Annotated in this window: 17 protein-coding genes; 13 read left to right on the top strand and 4 right to left on the bottom strand. The window is 72.6% G+C overall.

The annotated features are described in order from the left end of the window. Nucleotides 1–38 precede the first annotated feature (38 nt). Nucleotides 39–1,175 (bottom strand): LLM class oxidoreductase, encoded by a 1,137-nt coding sequence (locus ACYVLJ_RS34860; RefSeq protein WP_460441879.1) that lies wholly within the window; start codon nt 1,173–1,175, stop codon nt 39–41. Between the two features lie 222 nt (nt 1,176–1,397). Between ACYVLJ_RS34860 and ACYVLJ_RS34855 the strand changes: the two genes are divergently transcribed. Genes ACYVLJ_RS34855 through ACYVLJ_RS34840 form a run of 4 tightly spaced genes read left to right on the top strand, consistent with a single transcriptional unit; the run spans nt 1,398 to nt 4,514 of the window. After that, nucleotides 1,398–1,883, top strand: coding sequence for a GNAT family N-acetyltransferase (locus tag ACYVLJ_RS34855; protein WP_451977118.1), 486 nt, complete (start codon nt 1,398–1,400; stop codon nt 1,881–1,883). Next, the gene (locus tag ACYVLJ_RS34850; protein ID WP_451977121.1) at nt 1,880–2,803 is read left to right on the top strand and encodes an amino acid ABC transporter permease; all 924 of its coding nucleotides are present in this window, start codon (nt 1,880–1,882) and stop codon (nt 2,801–2,803) included. Before ACYVLJ_RS34855 ends, ACYVLJ_RS34850 begins: the two co-directional genes overlap by 4 nt. After that, nucleotides 2,800–3,567: an amino acid ABC transporter ATP-binding protein gene (locus ACYVLJ_RS34845; protein WP_460441878.1), complete on the top strand. Its 768-nt coding sequence runs from the start codon at nt 2,800–2,802 to the stop codon at nt 3,565–3,567. The genes ACYVLJ_RS34850 and ACYVLJ_RS34845 overlap by 4 nt, the downstream gene beginning before the upstream one ends. Before the next feature lie 8 nt (nt 3,568–3,575). Continuing rightward, nucleotides 3,576–4,514, top strand: coding sequence for an ABC transporter substrate-binding protein (locus ACYVLJ_RS34840; RefSeq protein WP_460441877.1), 939 nt, complete (start codon nt 3,576–3,578; stop codon nt 4,512–4,514). 1 nt (nt 4,515) lies between these two features. Here ACYVLJ_RS34840 and ACYVLJ_RS34835 read toward each other — a convergent pair whose 3' ends face one another. Next, nucleotides 4,516–7,374, bottom strand: coding sequence for a helix-turn-helix transcriptional regulator (locus ACYVLJ_RS34835; protein ID WP_460441876.1), 2,859 nt, complete (start codon nt 7,372–7,374; stop codon nt 4,516–4,518). Nucleotides 7,375–8,009: 635 nt separating this feature from the next. On the opposite strand from ACYVLJ_RS34835, the gene ACYVLJ_RS34830 reads away from it, so the two are divergent. Genes ACYVLJ_RS34830 through ACYVLJ_RS34800 form a run of 7 tightly spaced genes read left to right on the top strand, consistent with a single transcriptional unit; the run spans nt 8,010 to nt 17,191 of the window. Beyond that, nucleotides 8,010–8,870 (top strand): 3-hydroxybutyryl-CoA dehydrogenase, encoded by an 861-nt coding sequence (locus tag ACYVLJ_RS34830; RefSeq protein ID WP_460441875.1) that lies wholly within the window; start codon nt 8,010–8,012, stop codon nt 8,868–8,870. Nucleotides 8,871–8,886: 16 nt separating this feature from the next. Beyond that, nucleotides 8,887–10,095 carry an 8-amino-7-oxononanoate synthase family protein gene (locus tag ACYVLJ_RS34825; protein ID WP_460441874.1) on the top strand — a complete coding sequence of 403 codons (1,209 nt, stop codon included), beginning with the start codon at nt 8,887–8,889 and terminating at the stop codon, nt 10,093–10,095. Next, nucleotides 10,092–11,696 (top strand): carboxyl transferase domain-containing protein, encoded by a 1,605-nt coding sequence (locus ACYVLJ_RS34820; RefSeq protein WP_460441873.1) that lies wholly within the window; start codon nt 10,092–10,094, stop codon nt 11,694–11,696. The genes ACYVLJ_RS34825 and ACYVLJ_RS34820 overlap by 4 nt, the downstream gene beginning before the upstream one ends. Before the next feature lie 7 nt (nt 11,697–11,703). Beyond that, nucleotides 11,704–13,650: an acetyl/propionyl/methylcrotonyl-CoA carboxylase subunit alpha gene (locus tag ACYVLJ_RS34815; protein ID WP_460441872.1), complete on the top strand. Its 1,947-nt coding sequence runs from the start codon at nt 11,704–11,706 to the stop codon at nt 13,648–13,650. An 11-nt stretch (nt 13,651–13,661) separates the two neighbouring features. Continuing rightward, on the top strand, nt 13,662–14,915 hold the full coding sequence (locus tag ACYVLJ_RS34810; protein WP_460441871.1) for an ATP-grasp domain-containing protein: 1,254 nt from the start codon (nt 13,662–13,664) through the stop codon (nt 14,913–14,915). Nucleotides 14,916–14,926: 11 nt separating this feature from the next. Next, nucleotides 14,927–15,964, top strand: coding sequence for a 3-oxoacyl-ACP synthase III family protein (locus tag ACYVLJ_RS34805; RefSeq protein WP_460441870.1), 1,038 nt, complete (start codon nt 14,927–14,929; stop codon nt 15,962–15,964). A gap of 12 nt (nt 15,965–15,976) precedes the next feature. Then, a complete protein-coding gene (locus ACYVLJ_RS34800) occupies nt 15,977–17,191 on the top strand; it encodes an MFS transporter (protein WP_460441869.1) in 1,215 nt (404 codons plus the stop codon). Here ACYVLJ_RS34800 and ACYVLJ_RS34795 read toward each other — a convergent pair whose 3' ends face one another. Beyond that, complete coding sequence (locus ACYVLJ_RS34795) at nt 17,192–18,163, bottom strand: helix-turn-helix transcriptional regulator (RefSeq protein ID WP_460441868.1); 972 nt, start codon at nt 18,161–18,163, stop codon at nt 17,192–17,194. A gap of 91 nt (nt 18,164–18,254) precedes the next feature. On the opposite strand from ACYVLJ_RS34795, the gene ACYVLJ_RS34790 reads away from it, so the two are divergent. Both ACYVLJ_RS34790 and ACYVLJ_RS34785 read left to right on the top strand, forming a co-directional pair. Next, complete coding sequence (locus tag ACYVLJ_RS34790; RefSeq protein ID WP_460441867.1) at nt 18,255–18,659, top strand: VOC family protein; 405 nt, start codon at nt 18,255–18,257, stop codon at nt 18,657–18,659. A 98-nt stretch (nt 18,660–18,757) separates the two neighbouring features. Further along, nucleotides 18,758–18,883, top strand: a complete 126-nt coding sequence (locus ACYVLJ_RS34785) for a hypothetical protein (protein WP_460441866.1) — start codon at nt 18,758–18,760, stop codon at nt 18,881–18,883. Nucleotides 18,884–18,930: 47 nt separating this feature from the next. On the opposite strand, the gene ACYVLJ_RS34780 is transcribed toward ACYVLJ_RS34785, so the two are convergent. Beyond that, nucleotides 18,931–19,350 carry an arsenate reductase ArsC gene (locus tag ACYVLJ_RS34780; RefSeq protein ID WP_451988570.1) on the bottom strand — a complete coding sequence of 140 codons (420 nt, stop codon included), beginning with the start codon at nt 19,348–19,350 and terminating at the stop codon, nt 18,931–18,933. Nucleotides 19,351–19,375 lie beyond the last annotated feature (25 nt).

Below are 19,375 nucleotides of genomic sequence, written 5' to 3'. Positions count from 1 at the left end.
AGCCTCCTCCATCGGTGAGTTGGGCCCCGGATACCCGGTCAGGCGGAGTTCAACCCGGGCCCGCGGTGCCAGTGCTCGGCCAGCAGCTCGTAGGACCGGACCCGGTCGGCGTGGTCGTGGGTGATGGTCGTGATGACGAGCTCGTCCGCGCCGGTCGCCTCCTGCAGCTGCCGCAACCGGGCCGCCACCGTGGCGGGCGAGCCGGTGAACTGGGTGTCGACGCGGTCGGCGACCAGCGCGCGGTCTTCGTCGCTCCACTCGTGTGCCGCCGCTTCGGCGGGCGTGGGGAAGGGGATCGCCCCTTCGGCACGGCGGATGCTGCGCACCCACAGGGCGTAGCCGGAGGCCAGTTCCCGGGCGGTGGCGTCGTCTTCGGCGACGACGACGTCGGCCGACACCGCGACGTAGGGCTCCCGGAGCGCGTCCGACGGCTGGAAGGCCTTCCGGTAGGCGTCGACCGCTTCGAGCACGCTCGACGGGCTGACGTGGTAGTTCGCGGCGAAGCGCAGCGAGTTGCGGCCGGCGACGGACGCGCTCTGCCCGCCGCTGCTGCCGAGGATCCAGATCTGCGGCCGCGTGCCTTCGCCGGGCACGGCGTGCGCTTCGACGCCGTCGGCGGACCGGTAGGTGCCGCCGAGCAGCGCCAGGATGTCGTCGACCTGCTCGCCGTAGTCGGGGGACTCGGCGCCGGGCTGCTGCAGCAGCCCGAAGGTCACGCCGATCCGCGCGGACCGGGCCAGCCCGCTGAAGTCGGGTTTCGGCGGGATCAGCAGGCCGTTGGCGGCCTGGGCGGGCGCGGTGGGGCGGGCCGCCGCGGCGGCGTACTCGCGAACGAGCTGCTTGCCGCTGCGGCCGAGGCCGAGGTCGAGCCGCCCGGGGTGGAGCGCGTCGACGAGCCCGAACTCCTCGACCGTGGCCAGCGGCGTGCGGTGGGCGAGCTGGACCCCGGCGGAGCCGAGCCGGATGGTGCTCGTCGCGCCGGCGACCAGGGCGATGAGGATCGGCGGGGACGCGCCGGCCACGCCCGGGTTGAGGTGGTGCTCGGCGAACCAGTAGCGGTGGTAGCCGAACTGCTCGGTCCGCCGGGCGAGGTCGACGGTGTTGCGCACGGCTTCGGCGACGGTCGCGCCGGAGCTGATCGGGACGAGGTCGAGCACGGAGAGCGGGACGTGCATGGACGGTCCTTTCGGCTCGGTACCCCACAGCTAGCCAGAGCCGGGGTGACACCGCATTCGTGTTCAGCATGTGGGCGCCGACGCCCGCGGGCCGAAGTCCAGGATCTGGAACCGCGCGGCGGCTCGTTGACCGGGCTCGGTCCGGCTTCCTAAGGTCGTGGGCGTCAGCAGGAAAGGCGGTGCGCGCCTTTTCTTCCCGTTCTTCGCAGAACAGGTACCTCCATGCCCGAATCCGTCTGGGTCGCCCAGTCTGATCCGCGGGTCCGGCCATTGCTCGCCGACCTGGCTCGCGAATATTCGACGCGCTACCACCGCGTTCTCAACGACGTCCACTTCGAACTCCGCGAATACCCCGCGGAGCGGTTCGCGCGGCCGGATGGCGGCCTGGTGCTGCTCGTGGCGGAAGGGTGCGCCGTCGCGGGCGGTGCCTTTCAGCGCTACGACGGAGAAACCGCCGAGCTCAAGCGGATCTGGACCCATCGCGCGCACCGCGGCCGCGGGCTCGCCCGCCGTGTCGTCGGCGAGCTGGAGGCCGAAGCCGCGCTGCGCGGCTACACGCGGATCTTCCTCACGACGGGGCCGAACCAGCCCGAGGCGCGCGGGCTCTACCTGGCCACCGGCTACACGCCGCACTTCGACGTCGATGCCGTCCCCACGACGCGATTGCCCTTCTCCAAGGCACTTCCCGCTGTCGTGGGGGCGAGATGACCAGCGATCTCGGCACCCGGCCCGCGCCCGCCGCGGCTCCGGAGGAGTCGCTGAAGATCGTGCCCGCGCGGCACCCGCTGACCTGGGTCGCCGCCGTCGTGGTCGCGGTGCTCGTCGCGATGGCCGGCCACGCGCTGCTGACCAACGAGGCGTTCGACTGGCCGACGTTCGCGAAGTTCGTGTTCCAGAAATCGATCTTGGAAGCCGTCGCGCTGACGCTGGAACTGACGTTGTTCGGCGTGGTCGCCGGATTCCTGCTCGGCACCGTGCTGGCGGTGATGCGGATTTCCCGCAATCCGCTGTTGCGTGCGGTCAGCTGGACCTACACGTGGATCTTCCGGTCGGTCCCGCTCATTCTCCAGCTGCTGTTCTGGTACAACCTCGCGATCCTGTACAACGAGATTTCGTTCGGCATCCCGTTCGGGCCTTCGTTCGTCTCAGTGGGGACGATGAGCCTGATCCCGCCGTTCCTCGCCGCGGGGCTGGGGCTCGCCCTGCACCAGGGTGCCTACGCCGCGGAGATCGTGCGGGCCGGGTTCCTTTCGGTGGACGCCGGGCAGCGCGAGGCCGCCGCGGCGCTGGGCATCCCGGCCGGCCGCCAGTTCCGCCGGATCGTGCTGCCGCAGGCGATGCGCACGATCGTGCCGACCGCGGCCAACGAGATCGTCGGCCTGCTCAAGGCGACGTCGCAGGTCTACGTGATGGCGCTGCCGGAGCTGTTCTACCAGGTCCAGGTGATCTACACGCGCAGTGGCCGGGTGATCCCGCTGCTGCTCGTGGCCACCGCCTGGTACCTCGCGCTGACCACGGTCCTCTCGATCGTGCAGTTCTCCGTCGAACGCTACTTCGCCCGCGGTACGCAACGCACGCTTCCGCCGACCCCGCTACAGCGCCTTCGCGCGGCTTGGCGGCGGGCATGACCGCGGAGTTCATGGTGGACGTCCGGGGCGTCCACAAGAGTTTCGGTGCGCTGACCGTCCTCGACGGCGTCGACCTCCAGGTGCGCCAGGGTGAGGTGACTGTCCTCTTGGGACCGTCCGGGTCCGGGAAGTCGACACTGCTGCGCCTGATCAACCACCTCGAGCGCGCCGACCGGGGCTTCATCAGCGTCGGCGGCGAGCTGATGGGCTACCGCCGCGCGGGCGACCGGCTGCACGAGCTCAAGGAACGCGAAATCCTCAAGCAGCGCACCAGGATCGGCTTCGTCTTCCAGAACTTCAACCTGTTCGGGCACCTGACGGCGCTGGAGAACGTCGTCGAGGCGCCGATTTCCGCGCAACGCCGGCCGCGCGCCGAGGCCGAGGCCACGGCGCGCGAGCTGCTCGCCCGGGTCGGCCTCGCGGAAAAGGCCGCCGAATACCCGCGGCGGTTGTCGGGCGGTCAGCAGCAGCGCGTGGCGATCGCCCGCGCGCTGGCCCTGGAGCCCGATGTCCTGCTGTTCGACGAGCCGACCTCGGCCCTCGACCCCGAACTGGTCGGCGAGGTCCTGGCAGTCATCCGCGACCTGGCGAAGGCGGGGACGACCATGGTCGTCGTCACCCACGAGCTGGGCTTCGCCCGCGAGATCGCCGACACCGTCGTGGTCCTCGACGAAGGCCGCGTGGTCGAGCAGGGCCTGCCCGCCGAGGTCCTCGACCGTCCCCGTCACGCCCGCACCCGGGCCTTCGTCGAAAAGGTCCTTTGAGGAGAGTCATGAAACTGAGAACCCTGCTGCTCGCTTCGGTGTTCGCGCTCGCCGCGTGCGGCAGCCCCGAAGCGGCCACCACCGCGCCGGCGGACCAGCCCGGCGGCGTCAACATCACCGCGAACCAGAACCGGATCCGGGCCCAGAAGGTCGACGCGATCGCCGCGCTCGTCCCCGCGGCCATCCGCACCCGCGGCACCCTCGTCGTCGGGACCACCGGCAACGGCACCCCGCCGCTGTCCTTCCGGGCGGACGACGACAAGACGGTCATCGGCGTCGAGCCCGACCTCGCCCAGCTGGTCGCCGACGTGCTCGGGCTGAAGCTCGACCTGCAGGCCTCGTCGTGGGAGAACCTGTTCCTGTCGGTGGAAAACCGGCAGTTCGACGCCGGGTTCTCGAACATCACGGTGACCGAGGAGCGCAAGGACAAGTACGACTTCGCGACCTACCGCAAGGACACCATCGCGTTCGAGGTCAAGAAGGAAAAGACCATCGCGGTCAAGGAGGCGAAGGACATCGCCGGGCTGACGGTCGGGGTCGGCGCGGGGACGAACCAGGAGCAGATCCTGCTGCGCTGGGACCAGCAGAACAAGGCGGCCGGGCTGGCGCCGGTGAAGTTCCAGTACTACCAGGCGACTTCGGACTACTACCTCGCGCTGCAGTCCGGCCGGATCGACGCCTACGTCGGCCCCAACCCGACGTCGGCCTACCACGTCGCCGTCGACGGCAAGACCAAGATCGTGGGCACGGTGTCCGGCGGCGGCACCGTCCCGGCGGACATCGCGGCGATGACCAAGAAGGACGACGGCCTGGTCAAGGCGTTGCAGCAGGCCCTGGACACGGTGATCAAGAACGGCCAGTACGCCGAGGTCCTCAAGCGCTGGAACCTCGCCTCGGAAGCGCTGCCCGCGTCGGAGGTCAACCCGCAGGGGCTGCCGCGCAAGTGAGCTAGCGGCTGATCGCCGCCGCATAGTCGAAGAGGGTCACGCGGTCGGGGAGCTTCGTCTTCGCCATCAGGCTGGAGACGTGCTTCTCGACCGTCTTCGGTGAGATCAGCAGGCGCCGGGCGATGTCGGTGTTGCCGAGGCGGTGCGCGAGCAGGCGGAACACGTCGTACTCGCGCACCGTCACGCCCGCGTCGCGCAGCTCCCGGGGGAGCAGCTGGAGGCCGGGCCGTCGCTGGCGGACCGACTCGCCGGCCCGCCGCAGCAGCGCCCGGCACGCCCCGGCGACGGCCGGGACCGCGGCGTCGTGGAAGTACTCCTCCGCCGCGCGCAGCCACGGGACCGGGTCGCCCCAGCCGTCGGCCAGGGCGGCTTCGGCGACGAGCCGGGCACCGAGGTGCGCGGCCATCCGATAGGGACGCGCGGCTTCCCGCGCCTCCCGCACCGCGGCTTCCGCCCCGGCGACGTCACCCCGGCGGCCGCACGCCACCGCCCGCGCCAGTGCGGTGAACTGCCGGTTCCAGCGCACCCGGCCCGCGGGCGGCGCAGCCGGATCTTCCTCGCCCGCCAAGACGTCGAGCAGGATCCGGAGCCCGTGGTGCCCGGCCAGCGGCGCGCCGCCGGCGCGTTTCAGGTCGCGGCGGGCCTGGTCGCGGTCTTCCTCCAGCACCGCGCAGAACGCCTGCCCCAGGCCGAGGCACCGGGCGAGGTCCGGGTGGTGGCCGCCCCCGGCGGCGCGCGCGTCGGCGATCGCCTCCGCCATGCCGCCGCGGTCGGCCCGGTGCGCGGCGGAGATCGCGCGGAGGGCGTGGGTGTGCCGGACGACCGCGTCGAGCCCGTGGTGCGCGGCGCTCTCCGCGAGCCGCGCGAGTCGCGGCCCGGCGGCGTGCAGGTCACCACCGAGGATCAGCCCGTGCAGGATGAGCCCGGCTTCGGCCGCATGGGACGCGGCCACCGCCCCGACGCGTTCCGCTTGCTGCCGGGCCAACGCGAGCCCGCCGGTGTCGCCGTCGGCGAGGGCCGCCTGCTCGCCCATTCCGAGCAGGACGTGCGTGCGCCACAACGGGATCCGGTGCGTCTCGGTCAGGTGCCAGGCCCGTTCGAAGTGCCCGGTCGCCGCCGCCGGGTCCCGGTCCCGGGCGAGGATGCCCAACGCGAGGGCCGCCTGGCAGGCGGCGACCGGGTCGTCGTGCCGCCCGGCCTGCTCCAGCGCGCCGGTGGCGAGCCGGCCCGCGTCGTCCACGTGGCCCGGGAGGCCGAGCAGCAGGTGCGCGTGGACGGCATCGACCGCCGCGCGCTGCCGGTCGCCGCCGGAGGATCCGTGGCGGGCGCGGGCCGCGGCCACCTGCACCAGCCCGTCTTCGGTCCGGCCGGCGAGGTGCGCGGCCCAGGCCACCCGCGCGTGCAGGACGGCGGCCCGCTCGGACAAGCCGACTTCGGAGAAACGGCCCGTCAAGGCGAACACGCGATCGGTCCGCCCCGTTTCGCCGAGGGCCTGCACCAGCGACTCGAGCACGGCGCCCCGCAGCGGCAGGTCGGGACTGTCGGTCAGCAGCGCGTCCGCGCGCTCCAGCAAGGTGACCGCGGACCCGGCGTCCGCCGTCTCGAGCGCGCGGTGCCCGGCGTCGGCGAACAGCCGCCCGGCCACGGCGCGGTCGCCCGCGAGCTGCCGCAGGCGCGCCACCTGCGCGCACCAGTCACCGGGCAGGCCCGGGTGCAGCAGCTCGGCGGCGTCGGCGGCCAGCCGGGCGAGGTCCGCGTGCCGCGTCGGCCCGAGCTGGGCGAGCACGGCCTCGACCGTCAACGGGTGCCGGAAGGCGTACCACCCGACCGCGGCCGGATCCGGCTCGAGGAGCTGCGCTTCGACTGCCGCGTCGAGGAAGACCGCCACCGTTCGGTCGTCGGCTCCGGCCGCCCGCTGCACCACCGGCGCGGCGAACCGGAGCCCGGACACCGCCGCGGCGGCCAGCAGTTCGGCCCCCTCGGGGCCGAGCCGGGCCATCCGGGCGGCGACGCCGCCGAGCAGGGCCGCGGGCACCGCCCCGGCGGACGTCTCCGCCAGGTGCCATCCGTCGGCGCGCTCGGTCAGCAACCGGTCGTGGACGAGCTCGTGCAGCAGCTCCTCGACCAGGAACGGGATCCCGGCGCTGAGCTGCCCCAGGTGGGTCGCGGTTGCGGCGGGCACCCGGGTCCGGTCCGTCCCGAGGCAGCCCGCCACGACGTCGTGCACCTCGCCAGGGCCGAGCCGGGGCAGCGTGCGGAGGGCGCAGACCCCGCGCCGGGCGGCCGAACGGGCGATCTCGCGGGCCGCGGACGGCTCGTCGCCGATCGTGCCGATCAGCAGCACCCGCGTCGACTCCAGGTTCCCGACCAGGTACTCCAGCACGAACAGGGTCTCCGCGTCGGCGTCGTGCAGGTCGTCGAGAACCAGCACGCAGCCGCCGGCGCGGCCGACCACGGCCAGCAGCCGCAGCACCGCCTCGGCGACGACCAGCAGCGGCGGCGCGGGGTCGTCCGCCGGGCTGTCGCGCCAGTCGGGCACGAGCACACCGAGGGCCGGCCGGTACGGGCCGAGTTCGCCCACGTCGACCGGTTCCGCCTCCCGCGTCAGCGAAAACAGCGCCTCGGCCAGCGGGCGGAACGGCACCACCGGGCCGACCGAGCTGCCCTGCCCGCGCAGGACCCGGGCGCCGCGCCCGGCCGCCCGCGCCGCGGCCTCGCGCGCGAGGCGTGACTTGCCGATCCCGCTCTCCCCGGCGAGGAAGACCGCACTGCCCCGCCCGGCCAGCGCGGTGTCGAACGCCGTGGCCAGTTCGCGCAGCTGCGCGTCCCGGCCGACCAGCTCCGGCGACCGGATCAGCATGCGCGGCGAGCGGCCACGAAAAAGGAATAATCGTATTCACGCATCGAATTGAGCCCCCAGCTCTCCGGCCCCTCCGGACAGGCTCTCCCTTGGATACACGAAGGCCCGGTCCACGCCAAGGCGGACCGAATACTGGAATGGTGGTGCCGCGATACCGGCCGGTCTGGGGAAGGTTCCCCCGGATTCGCCCGGACGGGCCGCGGGGCCGGCGGGCCCGTCGCTGGTCCGTTCGGTGGTTTACAGGACCCGGGGCGTTTGCGTCCCGGGTCGTCGCGACGTGACGCTTGCCGCACAAGTGGTCCGGACCTTCGGTATCTACCACGAGGTAGTGCCCGGTTTCAGCTGGTCACGGCGAAGGCGGGACTTCCGGCCGAGCGTCCGCGGAGAAAGGTGGGGGAGTTGCCCCTCTAGCGCCGCCGCGCTCGCGATGTGCAGACTGGCGAAGGCCGCGGACTGGGGTGAAGTAACCGGGGCTCGGGGGTACCACAGCGGAACGCGACGCGGGGTGAGCCGCGCCCGGCATCCGCTCGACCACGTTTCCCTCGATGGGCGAAGTGCCCTGAAGGGTGCGCGATCGGACATTCGGTTCGGGAAAAGAACCGGTCATTCATGCGAAAGAATGCGGGGAAATACAAGTGGGTGCGAACGGAATCACCCGGGTCGGCGTGGTCGGCTCGGGCACGATGGGCGCGGGGATCGCCGAGCTCTGCGCGACCCGCGGGCTCGACGTCCGGCTGGCCGTCTCGCGGGAGTCGTCGCTGACCTCGGCCCCGGCTCGGATCGCGGCCTCGCTCGGCCGGCGCGTCGACAAGGGAAAGCTGACGCCGGCCGAGCGTGACGCCGCGCTGGCCCGGATCAGCGTCGGCACGGACCTGGCCGAACTCGGTGACCGCCAGCTCGTCGTCGAGGCGATCCCCGAAGACGAGCAGCTCAAGCTCGGGCTCTTCGCCACCCTGGACAAGATCGCCGGCGACGACACCGTGCTGGCCAGCACCACCTCGGCGATCGCGATCACCCGGCTCGCCGCGGCGACCACGCGCCCGGAGCGCGTGCTGGGCCTGCACTTCTTCAACCCCGTCACCGCGATGCGGCTCGTCGAGATCGTCCCGGCGCTGGCGACGGACCCCCAGGTGACCGGCCAGGTGACGGCCTTCGCGGAGCACACCCTGGACCGGCAGCCGGTGACTGTTGCCGACCAGAGCGGCTTCGTCGTCAACGCCCTGCTGATCCCGTACCTCCTCGCCGCGATCCGCATGGTCGACACCGGCTACTGCCCGGCCGAGCAGGTCGACCTCGCGATGGAACTGGGCTGCGCGCACCCGATGGGGCCGCTGCGGCTGGCCGACCTGATCGGCCTCGACGTCGTCGCCGCCATCGCGGCCGCGCTGCACGACGAGTTCAAGCAGCCCCTCTACGCCGCCCCGCCGTCGCTTTCCCGGCTGGTCGAAGCCGGCCACCTCGGCCGCAAGACCGGCCGCGGCTTCCACACCTACTGAGCTCGAGGAGAAAACCGTGCACTCGTTCCTGAACATCAAGAAGTCCGCCCGGATCAGCGACGACTTCTGGGACGTCACCGACAAGGCCGGCCTGTTCGACGTCGTCGTCGCCGGCCTCGGCGACGGCCGCCACCGCGCCCTCGCCGACGGCCACGAGTTCGTCAACATGTCGTCCTATTCGTACCTGGGCCTCGACACGCACCCGAAGCTGGTGCGGGCCGCGGCCGACGCCGTGCTCGCCGAAGGCGCGCTCAACACGTCGACGTCCCGGATGCGCGTCCGCTTCGGTGCCCTGAAGGACGCCGAGGCCGCCCTGTCCGAGCTGTTCGACGTCGAGGCCGTGACGCTCAACTCGTGCGCCGCCGCCGCGTGGGCCGCGCTGCCGCTGGTCGCCTCCGGGATCTTCACCGAGGGCGAGCCGCCGCTGATGGTGTTCGACAAGAACGCGCACTTCTGCCTCAACGCGATGAAGCCGAGCGTCGCCGACGAGACCGAGGTCGCCGTGGTGCCGCACAACGACGTCGAGGCCCTGGAAGCGTTGTGCAAGCAGCACAAGCGCGTCGCCTACGTCGCCGACGGCGTCTACAGCACCGGCGGCCAGGCCCCGGTGAAGGAACTTCTTGCCCTGCAGGAGAAGTACGGCCTGTTCCTGGTCTTCGACGAAGCCCACGGCATCTCGACGGTCGGCCACCGCGGCCGGGGTGTCGTTCTCGAGGAACTGGGCCAGATCAACGACCGCACGATCATCATCACCTCGCTGAACAAGGGCTTCGGCGCGTCCGGCGGCGCGATCTTCCTCGGCAAGCGGGGCTCCCAGTGGCGGCTGGACACCGCCCAGCGCAACGGCGGCCCGCTGATGTGGTCGCAGCGCATCAACACCGCGGGCCTGGGCGGGCTGCTCGCGTCCGCGGAGCTGCACCGCACCGACGAGCTGACCGCGTTGCAACAGCGGCTGCAGGACAACATCGCGCTCTTCGACCGCCTGGTGGAGACCGGCGAGCGCGGCGACGGCCTGCCGATCCGGTTCGTCCGGGTGGGGTCGGAGGACGCGACCGTCCGGCTCGCGCAGGACCTGTTCCGCAACGGCTTCTACGTCTCGCCGATCTTCTTCCCGATCATCGGCCGCGGCAAGGCGGGCCTGCGGGTCATGCTGCGCGCCAGCATGACCACCGCCGAGATCGAGCAGTTCGCCGGGCTGCTCACCGCCCTGGGCGACCCGGCATGACCGCGCTGCTCTCGCACGTCGACATCCGGTCGGACGCGTTCCGCCGCAACACCGAAGACTTCGCGGCCAACCGGGACGTCATCGCCGCGGCCCGGGCCAAGGCGATCGCCGGCGGCACCGAGAAAGCGCACCGCAAGCACGCCGAACGCGGCAAGCTGACCGCGCGGCAGCGCATCGCGCGGCTGCTCGACCCCGGTACGCCGCTGCTGGAGGTCGGCCAGCTCGCCGCGCACGACGTCTACGACGAGCCGGTGCCCTCGGCCGCGCTCGTCGTGGGCGTCGGGATCGTCGCCGGACGCCCGTTCATGGTCTTCGCCAACGACGCCACCGTGAAGGGCGGCACGTACTTCCCGCTCGGCGTCCGCAAGCACCTGCGCGGCCAGAAGATCGCGCGGGAGAACGGCCTCGGCTGCATCTACCTCGTCGACTCCGGCGGTGTTTTCCTGCCACTGCAAGAAGATCTGTTCCCGGATGAGGACCACCTGGGCCGGATCTTCCGCAACATCGCCGAACTGTCCGCCGAAGGACTGCCGCAGCTGGCGGCGGTGATGGGGTCGTGCACCGCGGGTGGCGCGTACATCCCGGCGATGTGCGACGAGACGGTGATGGTCCGCGGCACCGGCACGGTCTTCCTCGGCGGCCCGCAGCTCGTGCGGGCGGCGACCGGCGAGATCGTCGACGCGGAGACGCTCGGCGGCGCGGACCTGCACACCCGCGTCACCGGCGTCGCCGACCACCTCGCCGAGAACGACCACCACGCCCTCGACATCCTGCGCGACCTCGCCGCCCGAAGCCCGCGGCCGCCGCTGGCCGCGCCGTCCCGCCCGCCGCGTCCGCCGAAGTACGACCCGGCCGAGCTGGCCGGTGTCGTCAGCGCCGGGCTGAAAGAGCACATCCCGGCGCGCGAGATCCTGGCGCGGCTGCTCGACGACAGCGAGTTCACCGAATACCGCGCCCGCTTCGGCCCGACGATCGTCTGCGGGACCGGGCACGTCGGCGGCTACCCGGTCGGCGTGCTGATCAACGACGGCGTGCTGTTCTCCGAAAGCGCGCAGAAGGCCGCGAACTTCATCGAGGTCTGCGCGCAGCGCGACATCCCGCTGCTGTTCCTGCACAACATCAACGGGTTCATGGTCGGCGCCGAGTACGAGGCCGGCGGTATCACCAAGCACGGCGCCAAGCTCGTCAACGCCGTCTCGTGCGCGAAGGTGCCGAAGTTCAGCCTGGTCGTCGGCGGCAGTTACGGCGCGGGCAACTTCGCGATGTGCGGGCGGTCGATGGGCTCGCAGCTGATGGCCATGTGGCCGAGTGCTCGGTCCACTGTGGTCGGTGCCGAGCAGACGGCGAAGGTGATGACGCAGATCCGCGCCGACCAGCTCGCCAAGGAGGGCCGCGAGCTGACGCCCGAGGCGGAGGCAGCGATCCGCGAACCGATCATCAGCTCCTACGAGCGGCAGGCGCAGCCGCTGTACTACGCGGCCCGGCTGTGGGTCGACGCCGTCGTGGACCCGGTCGAGACGCGGGACTGGCTGACGTTGTGCCTGGCCATGGCCGCCGACGCGCCGAAGCGGGAGACCCGCTTCGGGGTCTTCAGGATGTGAGGGGACGATGCCGAAACGTGTGCTGATCGCCAACCGCGGGGAGATCGCCCGCCGGATCGCGCGCACCTGCCGCCGGCTGGGCGTCGACCCCGTGGCCGTGTATTCGGACGCCGACGCCGGCGCGGCCCACCTGGACGACGCGGTCGAGTCCGTCCATATCGGACCGTCGGCGGCGCGCGAGAGCTACCTCGACATCGACGCCGTCGTCGACGCGGCCCTGCGCACCGACTGCGACGCCGTCCACCCGGGGTATGGCTTCCTGTCGGAGAACCCGGAATTCGCGGCCCGCGTCACCGAAGCCGGGCTGGTCTACATCGGACCGGACGCCGTGACGATCGAAGCCATGGGGGACAAGGCTCGCGCCCGGGAGCTGATGGCCGCGGCCGGCGTCCCGGTCCTGCCGGGCTCCGAGCACGCCACCGAGTCGGCGGACGTCCTGCTCGCCGACGCCCGCCGGATCGGCTACCCGGTGATCCTCAAGCCGGTTGCCGGCGGCGGCGGCAAGGGCATGCGGGTGGTGCACACCGAGACCGAGCTGCCCGAAGCGGTCGAGGAGGCCGTGCGGCTGGGCCGCGCCGGGTTCGGCGACGGGCGGCTGCTGGCCGAGCGGTACGTGGCCGCGCCTCGGCACATCGAGGTCCAGGTCTTCGGCGACCGCCACGGGAACGTCGTCCACCTCTTCGAGCGCGAGTGCTCGCTGCAGCGGCGGCACCAGAAGATCGTCGAGGAGGCCCCTGCGCCGCACCTCCCGGCGACGACCCGCCGGGCGCTGCTGGAGGCGGCAGTCCGCGGCGCCACCGCGCTCGGCTACGTCGGCGCGGGCACGTTCGAGTTCATCCTCGACGGCGACGGGCGGTTCTTCTTCCTCGAGGTCAACACCCGGCTGCAGGTCGAGCACCCGGTCACGGAAGAGATCACGGGCCTCGACCTGGTCGAATGGCAGCTGCTCGTCGCCGACGGCGAGCCGCTCCTGCTGCCGCAGTGGCAGATCCGCGCCACCGGGCACGCGATCGAGTGCCGCGTCTACGCCGAAGACCCCGAGCACGGGTTCCGGCCCGCGCCGGGCCACGCCGAAGTCGTCCGCTGGCCGGTGGGCGTCCGCGTCGAGGCCGCGTTCGACGAGTCCGGCGCGGTGCCGGGGTTCTACGACCCGATGGTCGCGAAGCTGGTCGCCGCCGGTCCGGACCGCGCCACGGCGCTCGCCGGCCTCCGCGCGGCGATCGAGGAGACCACGCTCGTCGGGCTGACCACGAACCTCGGCTTCCTCGCCGAGCTGCTCGCCGAACCGCGGGTGGTCGAGGGCCGGGTGGACACCCACCTCGTCGACGCCTTCACCGCCCGGCCGGCGCCCCACTGCCGGGACGCCCAGGCGCTCGCGTGCGCGGCGGCCATGGCCGTGCCTCTCCAAGGAGCTTCGCCGTGGACCGGCACGCTCGGTGCGTTCGACCGGGCGGCGCTCGACCCGGAGGCGCCGCTCGGGCGCGTCGTCCTGCGCTACGACGGACGCGACCGCGAAGCCCGGCTGCTGGCCCGCGACCGGGCCGGGCTGCACGTCGAGACCGACGGCCGCCGGTACGCCGTCCTCGCCGAGCGCGGGCCGGACGGGCTGGTCCACGGCCGGATCGGGACCACCCGCTGGACGGGGTTGCCCACCGCGGACGGGTACGAGATCGTGCTCGGCGGCCACCGGGTCGCCCTGGCGCGCCGCACCTTCGACGAAGGCGGCGGCGACGCCTCCGACGGCGCGGTGCGCACGCCGATGCCGGGGGTCGTCGTCGGCGTCGCGTGCGAACCCGGGGCCCGGGTCGAACCGGGGGAGCTGCTGGTGGTCGTCGAGGCGATGAAGATGGAGAACCGCATCGTCGCGCCGTTCGCCGGGACCGTCGACCGGCTTTCCTGTGCGCTCAATGCAAGCGTCACCGCCGACCAGGTCCTGGTCACCCTGAAACCGTGAAGGAGACACCCATGCCCGAAACCCTGCTGTTCGTCGGCGGCGCCCGGCCGCTGAGCTTCAGCCTCGACATGGCGGCCGAGGCGCTGGCCCAGGCGGCGGCGCGCGGCCTGCGCGTGCACGTCACCAACACCGCCGACGTCCTCGCCGCCACCGAAGACGTCATCGGGAAGGCGTCGGAAAAGTCCACTGTGGACGTTCTCAAGCCCGGCGAGTCCGCGGCCTGGGCGAAGGCGCAGGACGAGCACTTCGACGCCGTCTACGCGCTCCAGGAGCTGGCCCAGGTCGCCGTCGCCGAAACCGCCGAAGCGGTCGGCGCCCCGGGCAACCCGCCCGAGGCCGTCCATCGCGTCCGGACCAAGGACGCCTGCCGGGAAGCCCTGGCAGCCGCCGGGTTCCCGCAGCCGGTCGTACGGTTGTGCGCGGACGAAGCCGCGGCCGAGGCGTTCCTCGGCGAGTACGCCGGGCCGTGGATCGTGAAGCCACGCGACGCCATGGGCAGCACCGGCGTGAGCCTGGTGACCGAGCCCGGGCAGCTGCCGGCGGCGATCGCCCTGCTGCCGGACGCGAAGCCGTTCCTCGTCGAACAGTTCGTCGAGGGCCCGGAGTTCAGCGTCGAAGGAGTCTTCCTCGGTGGTGAGCCGAAGATCCTCGCCGTGACGGCCAAGGAAAAGGTGCCGCCGCCGTTCTTCGTCGAGACCGGGCACGTGCTGCCCGCGCCGCTGCCGGACGCCCGGCGCCGGGAGATCGAAGAACAGGTGTCGAGCGCCCTGAAGACGCTCGGGCTGCGCGTCGGCGGCTTCCACGTCGAGCTGTGGCTCACCGCGAGCGGTGTGGTGCTCGGCGAAGTGCACGGCCGCTTCGGCGGCGACTGGATCCACCGCATGCTCGCCCACGCCATCCCCGGCCTCGAGCTGTACGGCCTGGTCTTCGACGACATGCTCGGCCGTCCGGGCAGCGGCGTCCCGCTGACGCCGAGCCGCGGCGCCGCCGTCCGGTACCTGACGCCGCCGCCCGGGCGCTTGGCTGCGGTCGAAGGCTGGGACGAGGTGCTCGCGCACCCGGCCGTCCTGCACGCCGAACTCGGTGTCGGACCCGGGGACGAAATCAAGCCCCTGCACCGCTCCGGCGACCGCGTCGGCCTGATCGTCGTCGGCGCCGACACGCCCGAGGCGGCGAGCGCGGTGGCCGCCGACCTCGTGGGCTCGGTGAAGTTCGTGCCCGAGTCCGAACCCGACCGCCTGCCGGGCCTGTGGGCCCTGCGCTGACCGAGGACGACATGACCCACATCGGCATTCTCAGCACCGGCTCCTACCTGCCCGACCGCGTCGTCCCGAACGCCGAGATCGCCCCGGCGGCCGGCGTCGACGCGGCGTGGATCGAACGCAAGACCGGCATCCGCGAACGCCGCCACGCCGCACCCGGCCAGGCGACGTCCAACCTCGCGGCGATCGCGGCCGACCGGGCCCTGCTCGCCGCGGGCCTGAGCCCGGACGACGTCGACCACATCGTCGTCGCCACCTCCACCCCGGACCACCCGCAACCCGCGACGGCCAGCCTCGTCCAGCACCTGATCGGCGCCCGTTCGGCTTCGGCCGTCGACGTCAACGCGGTGTGCAGCGGGTTCGTGTACGCCTTGGCGATGGCTCAGGGCCTGGTGCGCGACGGCGGGCACGCGCTGGTGATCGGCGCCGACATCTACTCCCGCATCCTGGACGTGCGTGACCGCAGGACCGCGATCCTGTTCGGTGACGGAGCGGGGGCGGTCGTGCTCGGCCCCGTTCCGGCGGGAGGGGGCGTCATCGGCACGCGGCTGCGCGGACACGGCGACGCCCACCGCCTCATCGGGGTGCGCGCGGGCGGCAGCCGCCTCCCGGCGTCGGTGCGCTCGGTGCTGGCCGGTGAGCACTTCTTCCGCATGGACGGCCGGGGCGTGCGCGAGTTCGTCACCGGGCACGTCCCCGACGCGATCGCCGGAGCGCTGCGCGAAAGCGGCCTGCCCGCCACCGCCGTCGACCATTTCGTTCCCCACCAGGCGAACGGCGTCATGCTGCGCGAACTGGGGGAGGCGCTCGACCTGCCGAACGCGGCCCTGCACCTGACCGTCGACCGCTTCGCCAACACCGGCGCGGCGTCGGTGCCGGTCACGCTCGACGCCGCCCACCGCGCCGGCGCGCTGAACGTCGGCGACATCGTGCTGCTGGCCGGGTTCGGCGGCGGCATGAACCTCGGCGTCGGCCTGTGCCGGTGGACCGCCACGCCGCCGCGTCCCGAAGCCGGCGTCGAGGACCGCGCCGCCACCCTGTCCCACCACTGAGAAAGGCCTGCCATGCCCGCGCTCCTGCCCCGCGGCGGACCACCCCGGCTCCTGGCCGTGGCGACCCTGGTCACGATGACCGGCTACGGCGTCTACCTGACCGCCGGCGTCCTGTACTTCACCCGCGTCGTCCAGCTGCCGGCCGGCCAGGTCGGCGCCGGGCTGACCATCGCGGGCGCGGTGTCGCTCGCGGCCGGGATCCCGTTCGGCCACCTCGCCGACCGCCACGGCGCGCGGACCGTCTACGCGCTCACGCTCGTGCTCGGCGCGATCTCCATGACCGGACTGTGCCTGGCGCAGGACTTCTGGACGTTCGTGGCCTTCGCGAGCCTCGGCGCCGCCGCGCAGACGGCCGGGCCCGCCGCTCGCAGCCCGCTGGTGCAGGAGTACGGCGGCGACCGGCCCGCCGAGTTCCGCGGCTACCTGCGCTCGGTGACCAACCTCGGCATCGCGGTGGGCGCATTGCTGGCCGGCTGGGGTGTCGCGGCCGACACGCGCAACGCGTACCTGCTGCTCATCGGCGGCAGCGCGCTGTCCTACGCGGCGAGCACGGCGATCGTGCTGTTCCTCCCGGCGGTCCCGCCCAAACCGGCGGGCGTCGGCCCGAGGTGGGTCGCGCTGCGGGACCGGCCGTACCTGGTGCTGACGCTGCTGGACGGCGTGATGGCGATCCAGTACCGGGTGCTCACGGCGGCCGTTCCGCTCTGGCTGGTCGCCCGGACGACCGCGCCGAACTGGACGGTGTCCGGCGTGATGGTGGTCAACACGGTGATCGTGGTGTTCTTCCAGGTCCGGGCGAGCCGCCGGATCGACACGACCCGCGCGGGCGCGGTGGCGTTCCGGCGCGCCGGCTTCGCGTTCTTCGCGGCTTGCGTGGCGATCGCGGCGATGGCGGGCGCCCCGACGTGGCTGGCGCTCGTCTTCCTCTTGGCCGCGGTGGTGGTGCACACGGTCGGCGAACTCTGGCAGGCGGCGGGCGGTTTCGAGCTGTCGTTCACCCTGGCGCCCCCGCACGCGGTCGGCCAGTACCAGGGCCTGTTCGGGATGGGCCTGGGACTCGGCGTCACGCTGGGACCGGCGGTGCTGATCGCGTTGTGCATCACGTGGGGAACCCCGGGCTGGTTCGTGATCGGCGGCATCTTCGCCGCCACCGGCCTGGCTGTTCCGGCGGTGGTGCGCTGGGCCGAGCGCGACCGCTCGCGGCAGGTCGAGCCGCAAATCGCGTGATCAGACGTCCGGTCGCGCTCGGGCGTAGCCGGCGAGCCGCCCGGCCAGCGCCTGCACCAGTTCGCGGAGAGTGTCGGGTTGCTCGACGACGAACGGCCGGTCGAGTGCCGCGAGCAGGGGCGGTATCCAGTCGAGCCGCTGGGCGCGGATCCGGGCCCGGACCCAGCCGGGATCGATTTCCGCCAGCGTGGCGACGGACGGCGGGAGCACGGAACGGATCTGCTCGGGCGTCGACCGGATCCGCACGGCCACCTCGTGCCGGTACGGCGCCTCGGCGATCGCCGTCAGCACCCGCTCGGCGGGGTCGAACCCGGCCGGTACGTCGAACGTCCCGGCTCGCATCCCGACGGTCGTGATCCGGTCGGCCCGGAACGTGCGCACCTGCTCGCTGGCGGAGTCGAAACCGGTCAGGTACCACCGCCCGGAGTGCGCGACGATCCCGTACGGGTGGACGACGCGGTCGCTGGCCCCGCCGTGGCCGGCGACGTAACCGAGGTCGATCGGGCGGCGGTCCCGCGCCGCCTCCGCGACGGTGAGCAGGACTTCGGCCTCCGCGCTGAGGGCCGGCCGGGCGGGCGCGGTGAAGTCGGCGATCTCCAGGAGCGCGTCGAGCCGCCGGCCGAGCGCTTCGGGGAGTACCCGGCGGACTTTCGCGGCGGCGCTCTCGGCAGCCGCGACCGAAGTGCTGATCAGCCCGGCGCGCCGGCCCGCGACCAGGCCGAGCAGGACGGCGAGGGCCTCCTCGTCGGTGAGCATCAACGGCGGCATCCGGTAGCCCGGGGACAGCCGGTACCCGCCGTGCCGGCCGCGCACCGAGCGGACCGGGATGTCCAGGTCGACGAGGTGGCCGACGTAGCGGCGGACGGTGCGCTCGTCGACGTCGAGCCGCTCGGCCAGCTCGGCCAGGGTCCGGGTACCGCCGCGCTGGAGGATCTCCAGCAACGCCAGCACACGAGCGATCGGCCGGGTCACGTCCGAAATTCTGACAATACCGGGCGGATCCTGTCCACTATCGCCTCTAGCGTGTCCGGTGTAGCCCCCTTCAGTGGAGAAAGGAACCACCGTGCAGCTTGTTTCCGTCCGCGTGATCACCCACGACGTCGACCGGCTCGTCGAGTTCTACGAGCTGGTGACCGGGTCCGCCGCCCGCCGGCCCGCCGAGCAGTTCGCCGAGTTCGTGAGCCCGTCGTGCACGCTGGCCATCGGCAGTGCCGAGACGATGGCGCTGTTCAGCGCCGGGGCGGCCGTCCCCGAGTCGAACCGGTCGGCGATCCTCGAGTTCCTCGTCGAGGACGTCGACCGCGAGCACGACCGGCTGACGAGCCTGGCACCCGGCTTGGAGGTCGTGCAGAAGCCGACGACGATGCCGTGGGGCAACCGCTCCCTGCTGTTTCGCGATCCCGACGGCAACCTGGTCAACTTCTTCACCCCGCTCACCGACGAGGCCCGGGCGAGGCTCGCCCGCTGACCGGAGCGCGGCGCCGACGCCCGCGAAAGCCACCGCGCCGCCCGGCGAGGAACAGGGGCACCGAGGCCGGGGCGATACCGGCGAAGGCGTCGCTGAACATGCGGCCGATCGTGATGGCGGGGTCGGCGAATCTGGTCGAGCAGGTGAACCAGCAGGCGCCGACCGCGGCCGGAGCGGGCGAGGAAGAAGATCACCAGGATCAGTCCCGCGGCGGGTGGCGCTGACGCTGCCGACGAACTCCGCGACCAGCTGGCGGACAACGGCTGCTTCGTCAACGCTCCAGCGCGCCCAGCTCGTCGAGCAGGCCCCGGACGCGTCGCTCGATTTCGTCGCGCACCGGGCGGACGTCCTCGACGCTCTTGCCCGCCGGGTCGTCGAGTTCCCAGTCCAGGTAACGCTTTCCGGGGAAGATTGGGCAGGCATCGCCGCAGCCCATGGTGATCACGACGTCGGCGGCGCGGACGATCTCGTCGGTCCACCGCTGGGGGGATTCGGCGGCGATGTCGATCCCGCGTTCGCGCATCGCGGCGACTGCCGACGGGTTGACTTCGTGGCCGGGTTCGGAGCCGCCGGAGAAGGCGAGTGCCCGGTCGCCGGCGAGGTGCCGGAAGAAGCCCATGGCCATCTGGCTGCGCCCGGCGTTGTGCACGCAGAGGAACAGCACCGTCGGCTTGCCGGGGAGGTCGGTCATCGGTCTGTACTCCGGGGAGGTGGAC

This window comes from Amycolatopsis stemonae, assembly GCF_054781455.1.
Note: the sequence above shows the minus strand (reverse complement) of the source record. Positions and strands in the feature narration are given on the sequence as shown.

Coding starts and splice junctions, on each gene's coding strand:
- ACYVLJ_RS34820 (WP_460441873.1), top strand. CDS start 10,092: ATGACCGCGCTGCTCTCGCACGTCGACATCCGGTCGGACGCGTTCCGC.
- ACYVLJ_RS34780 (WP_451988570.1), bottom strand. CDS start 19,350: ATGACCGACCTCCCCGGCAAGCCGACGGTGCTGTTCCTCTGCGTGCAC.
- ACYVLJ_RS34805 (WP_460441870.1), top strand. CDS start 14,927: ATGACCCACATCGGCATTCTCAGCACCGGCTCCTACCTGCCCGACCGC.
- ACYVLJ_RS34800 (WP_460441869.1), top strand. CDS start 15,977: ATGCCCGCGCTCCTGCCCCGCGGCGGACCACCCCGGCTCCTGGCCGTG.
- ACYVLJ_RS34815 (WP_460441872.1), top strand. CDS start 11,704: ATGCCGAAACGTGTGCTGATCGCCAACCGCGGGGAGATCGCCCGCCGG.
- ACYVLJ_RS34810 (WP_460441871.1), top strand. CDS start 13,662: ATGCCCGAAACCCTGCTGTTCGTCGGCGGCGCCCGGCCGCTGAGCTTC.
- ACYVLJ_RS34845 (WP_460441878.1), top strand. CDS start 2,800: ATGACCGCGGAGTTCATGGTGGACGTCCGGGGCGTCCACAAGAGTTTC.
- ACYVLJ_RS34850 (WP_451977121.1), top strand. CDS start 1,880: ATGACCAGCGATCTCGGCACCCGGCCCGCGCCCGCCGCGGCTCCGGAG.
- ACYVLJ_RS34835 (WP_460441876.1), bottom strand. CDS start 7,374: ATGCTGATCCGGTCGCCGGAGCTGGTCGGCCGGGACGCGCAGCTGCGC.
- ACYVLJ_RS34855 (WP_451977118.1), top strand. CDS start 1,398: ATGCCCGAATCCGTCTGGGTCGCCCAGTCTGATCCGCGGGTCCGGCCA.
- ACYVLJ_RS34840 (WP_460441877.1), top strand. CDS start 3,576: ATGAAACTGAGAACCCTGCTGCTCGCTTCGGTGTTCGCGCTCGCCGCG.
- ACYVLJ_RS34785 (WP_460441866.1), top strand. CDS start 18,758: ATGCGGCCGATCGTGATGGCGGGGTCGGCGAATCTGGTCGAGCAGGTG.
- ACYVLJ_RS34860 (WP_460441879.1), bottom strand. CDS start 1,175: ATGCACGTCCCGCTCTCCGTGCTCGACCTCGTCCCGATCAGCTCCGGC.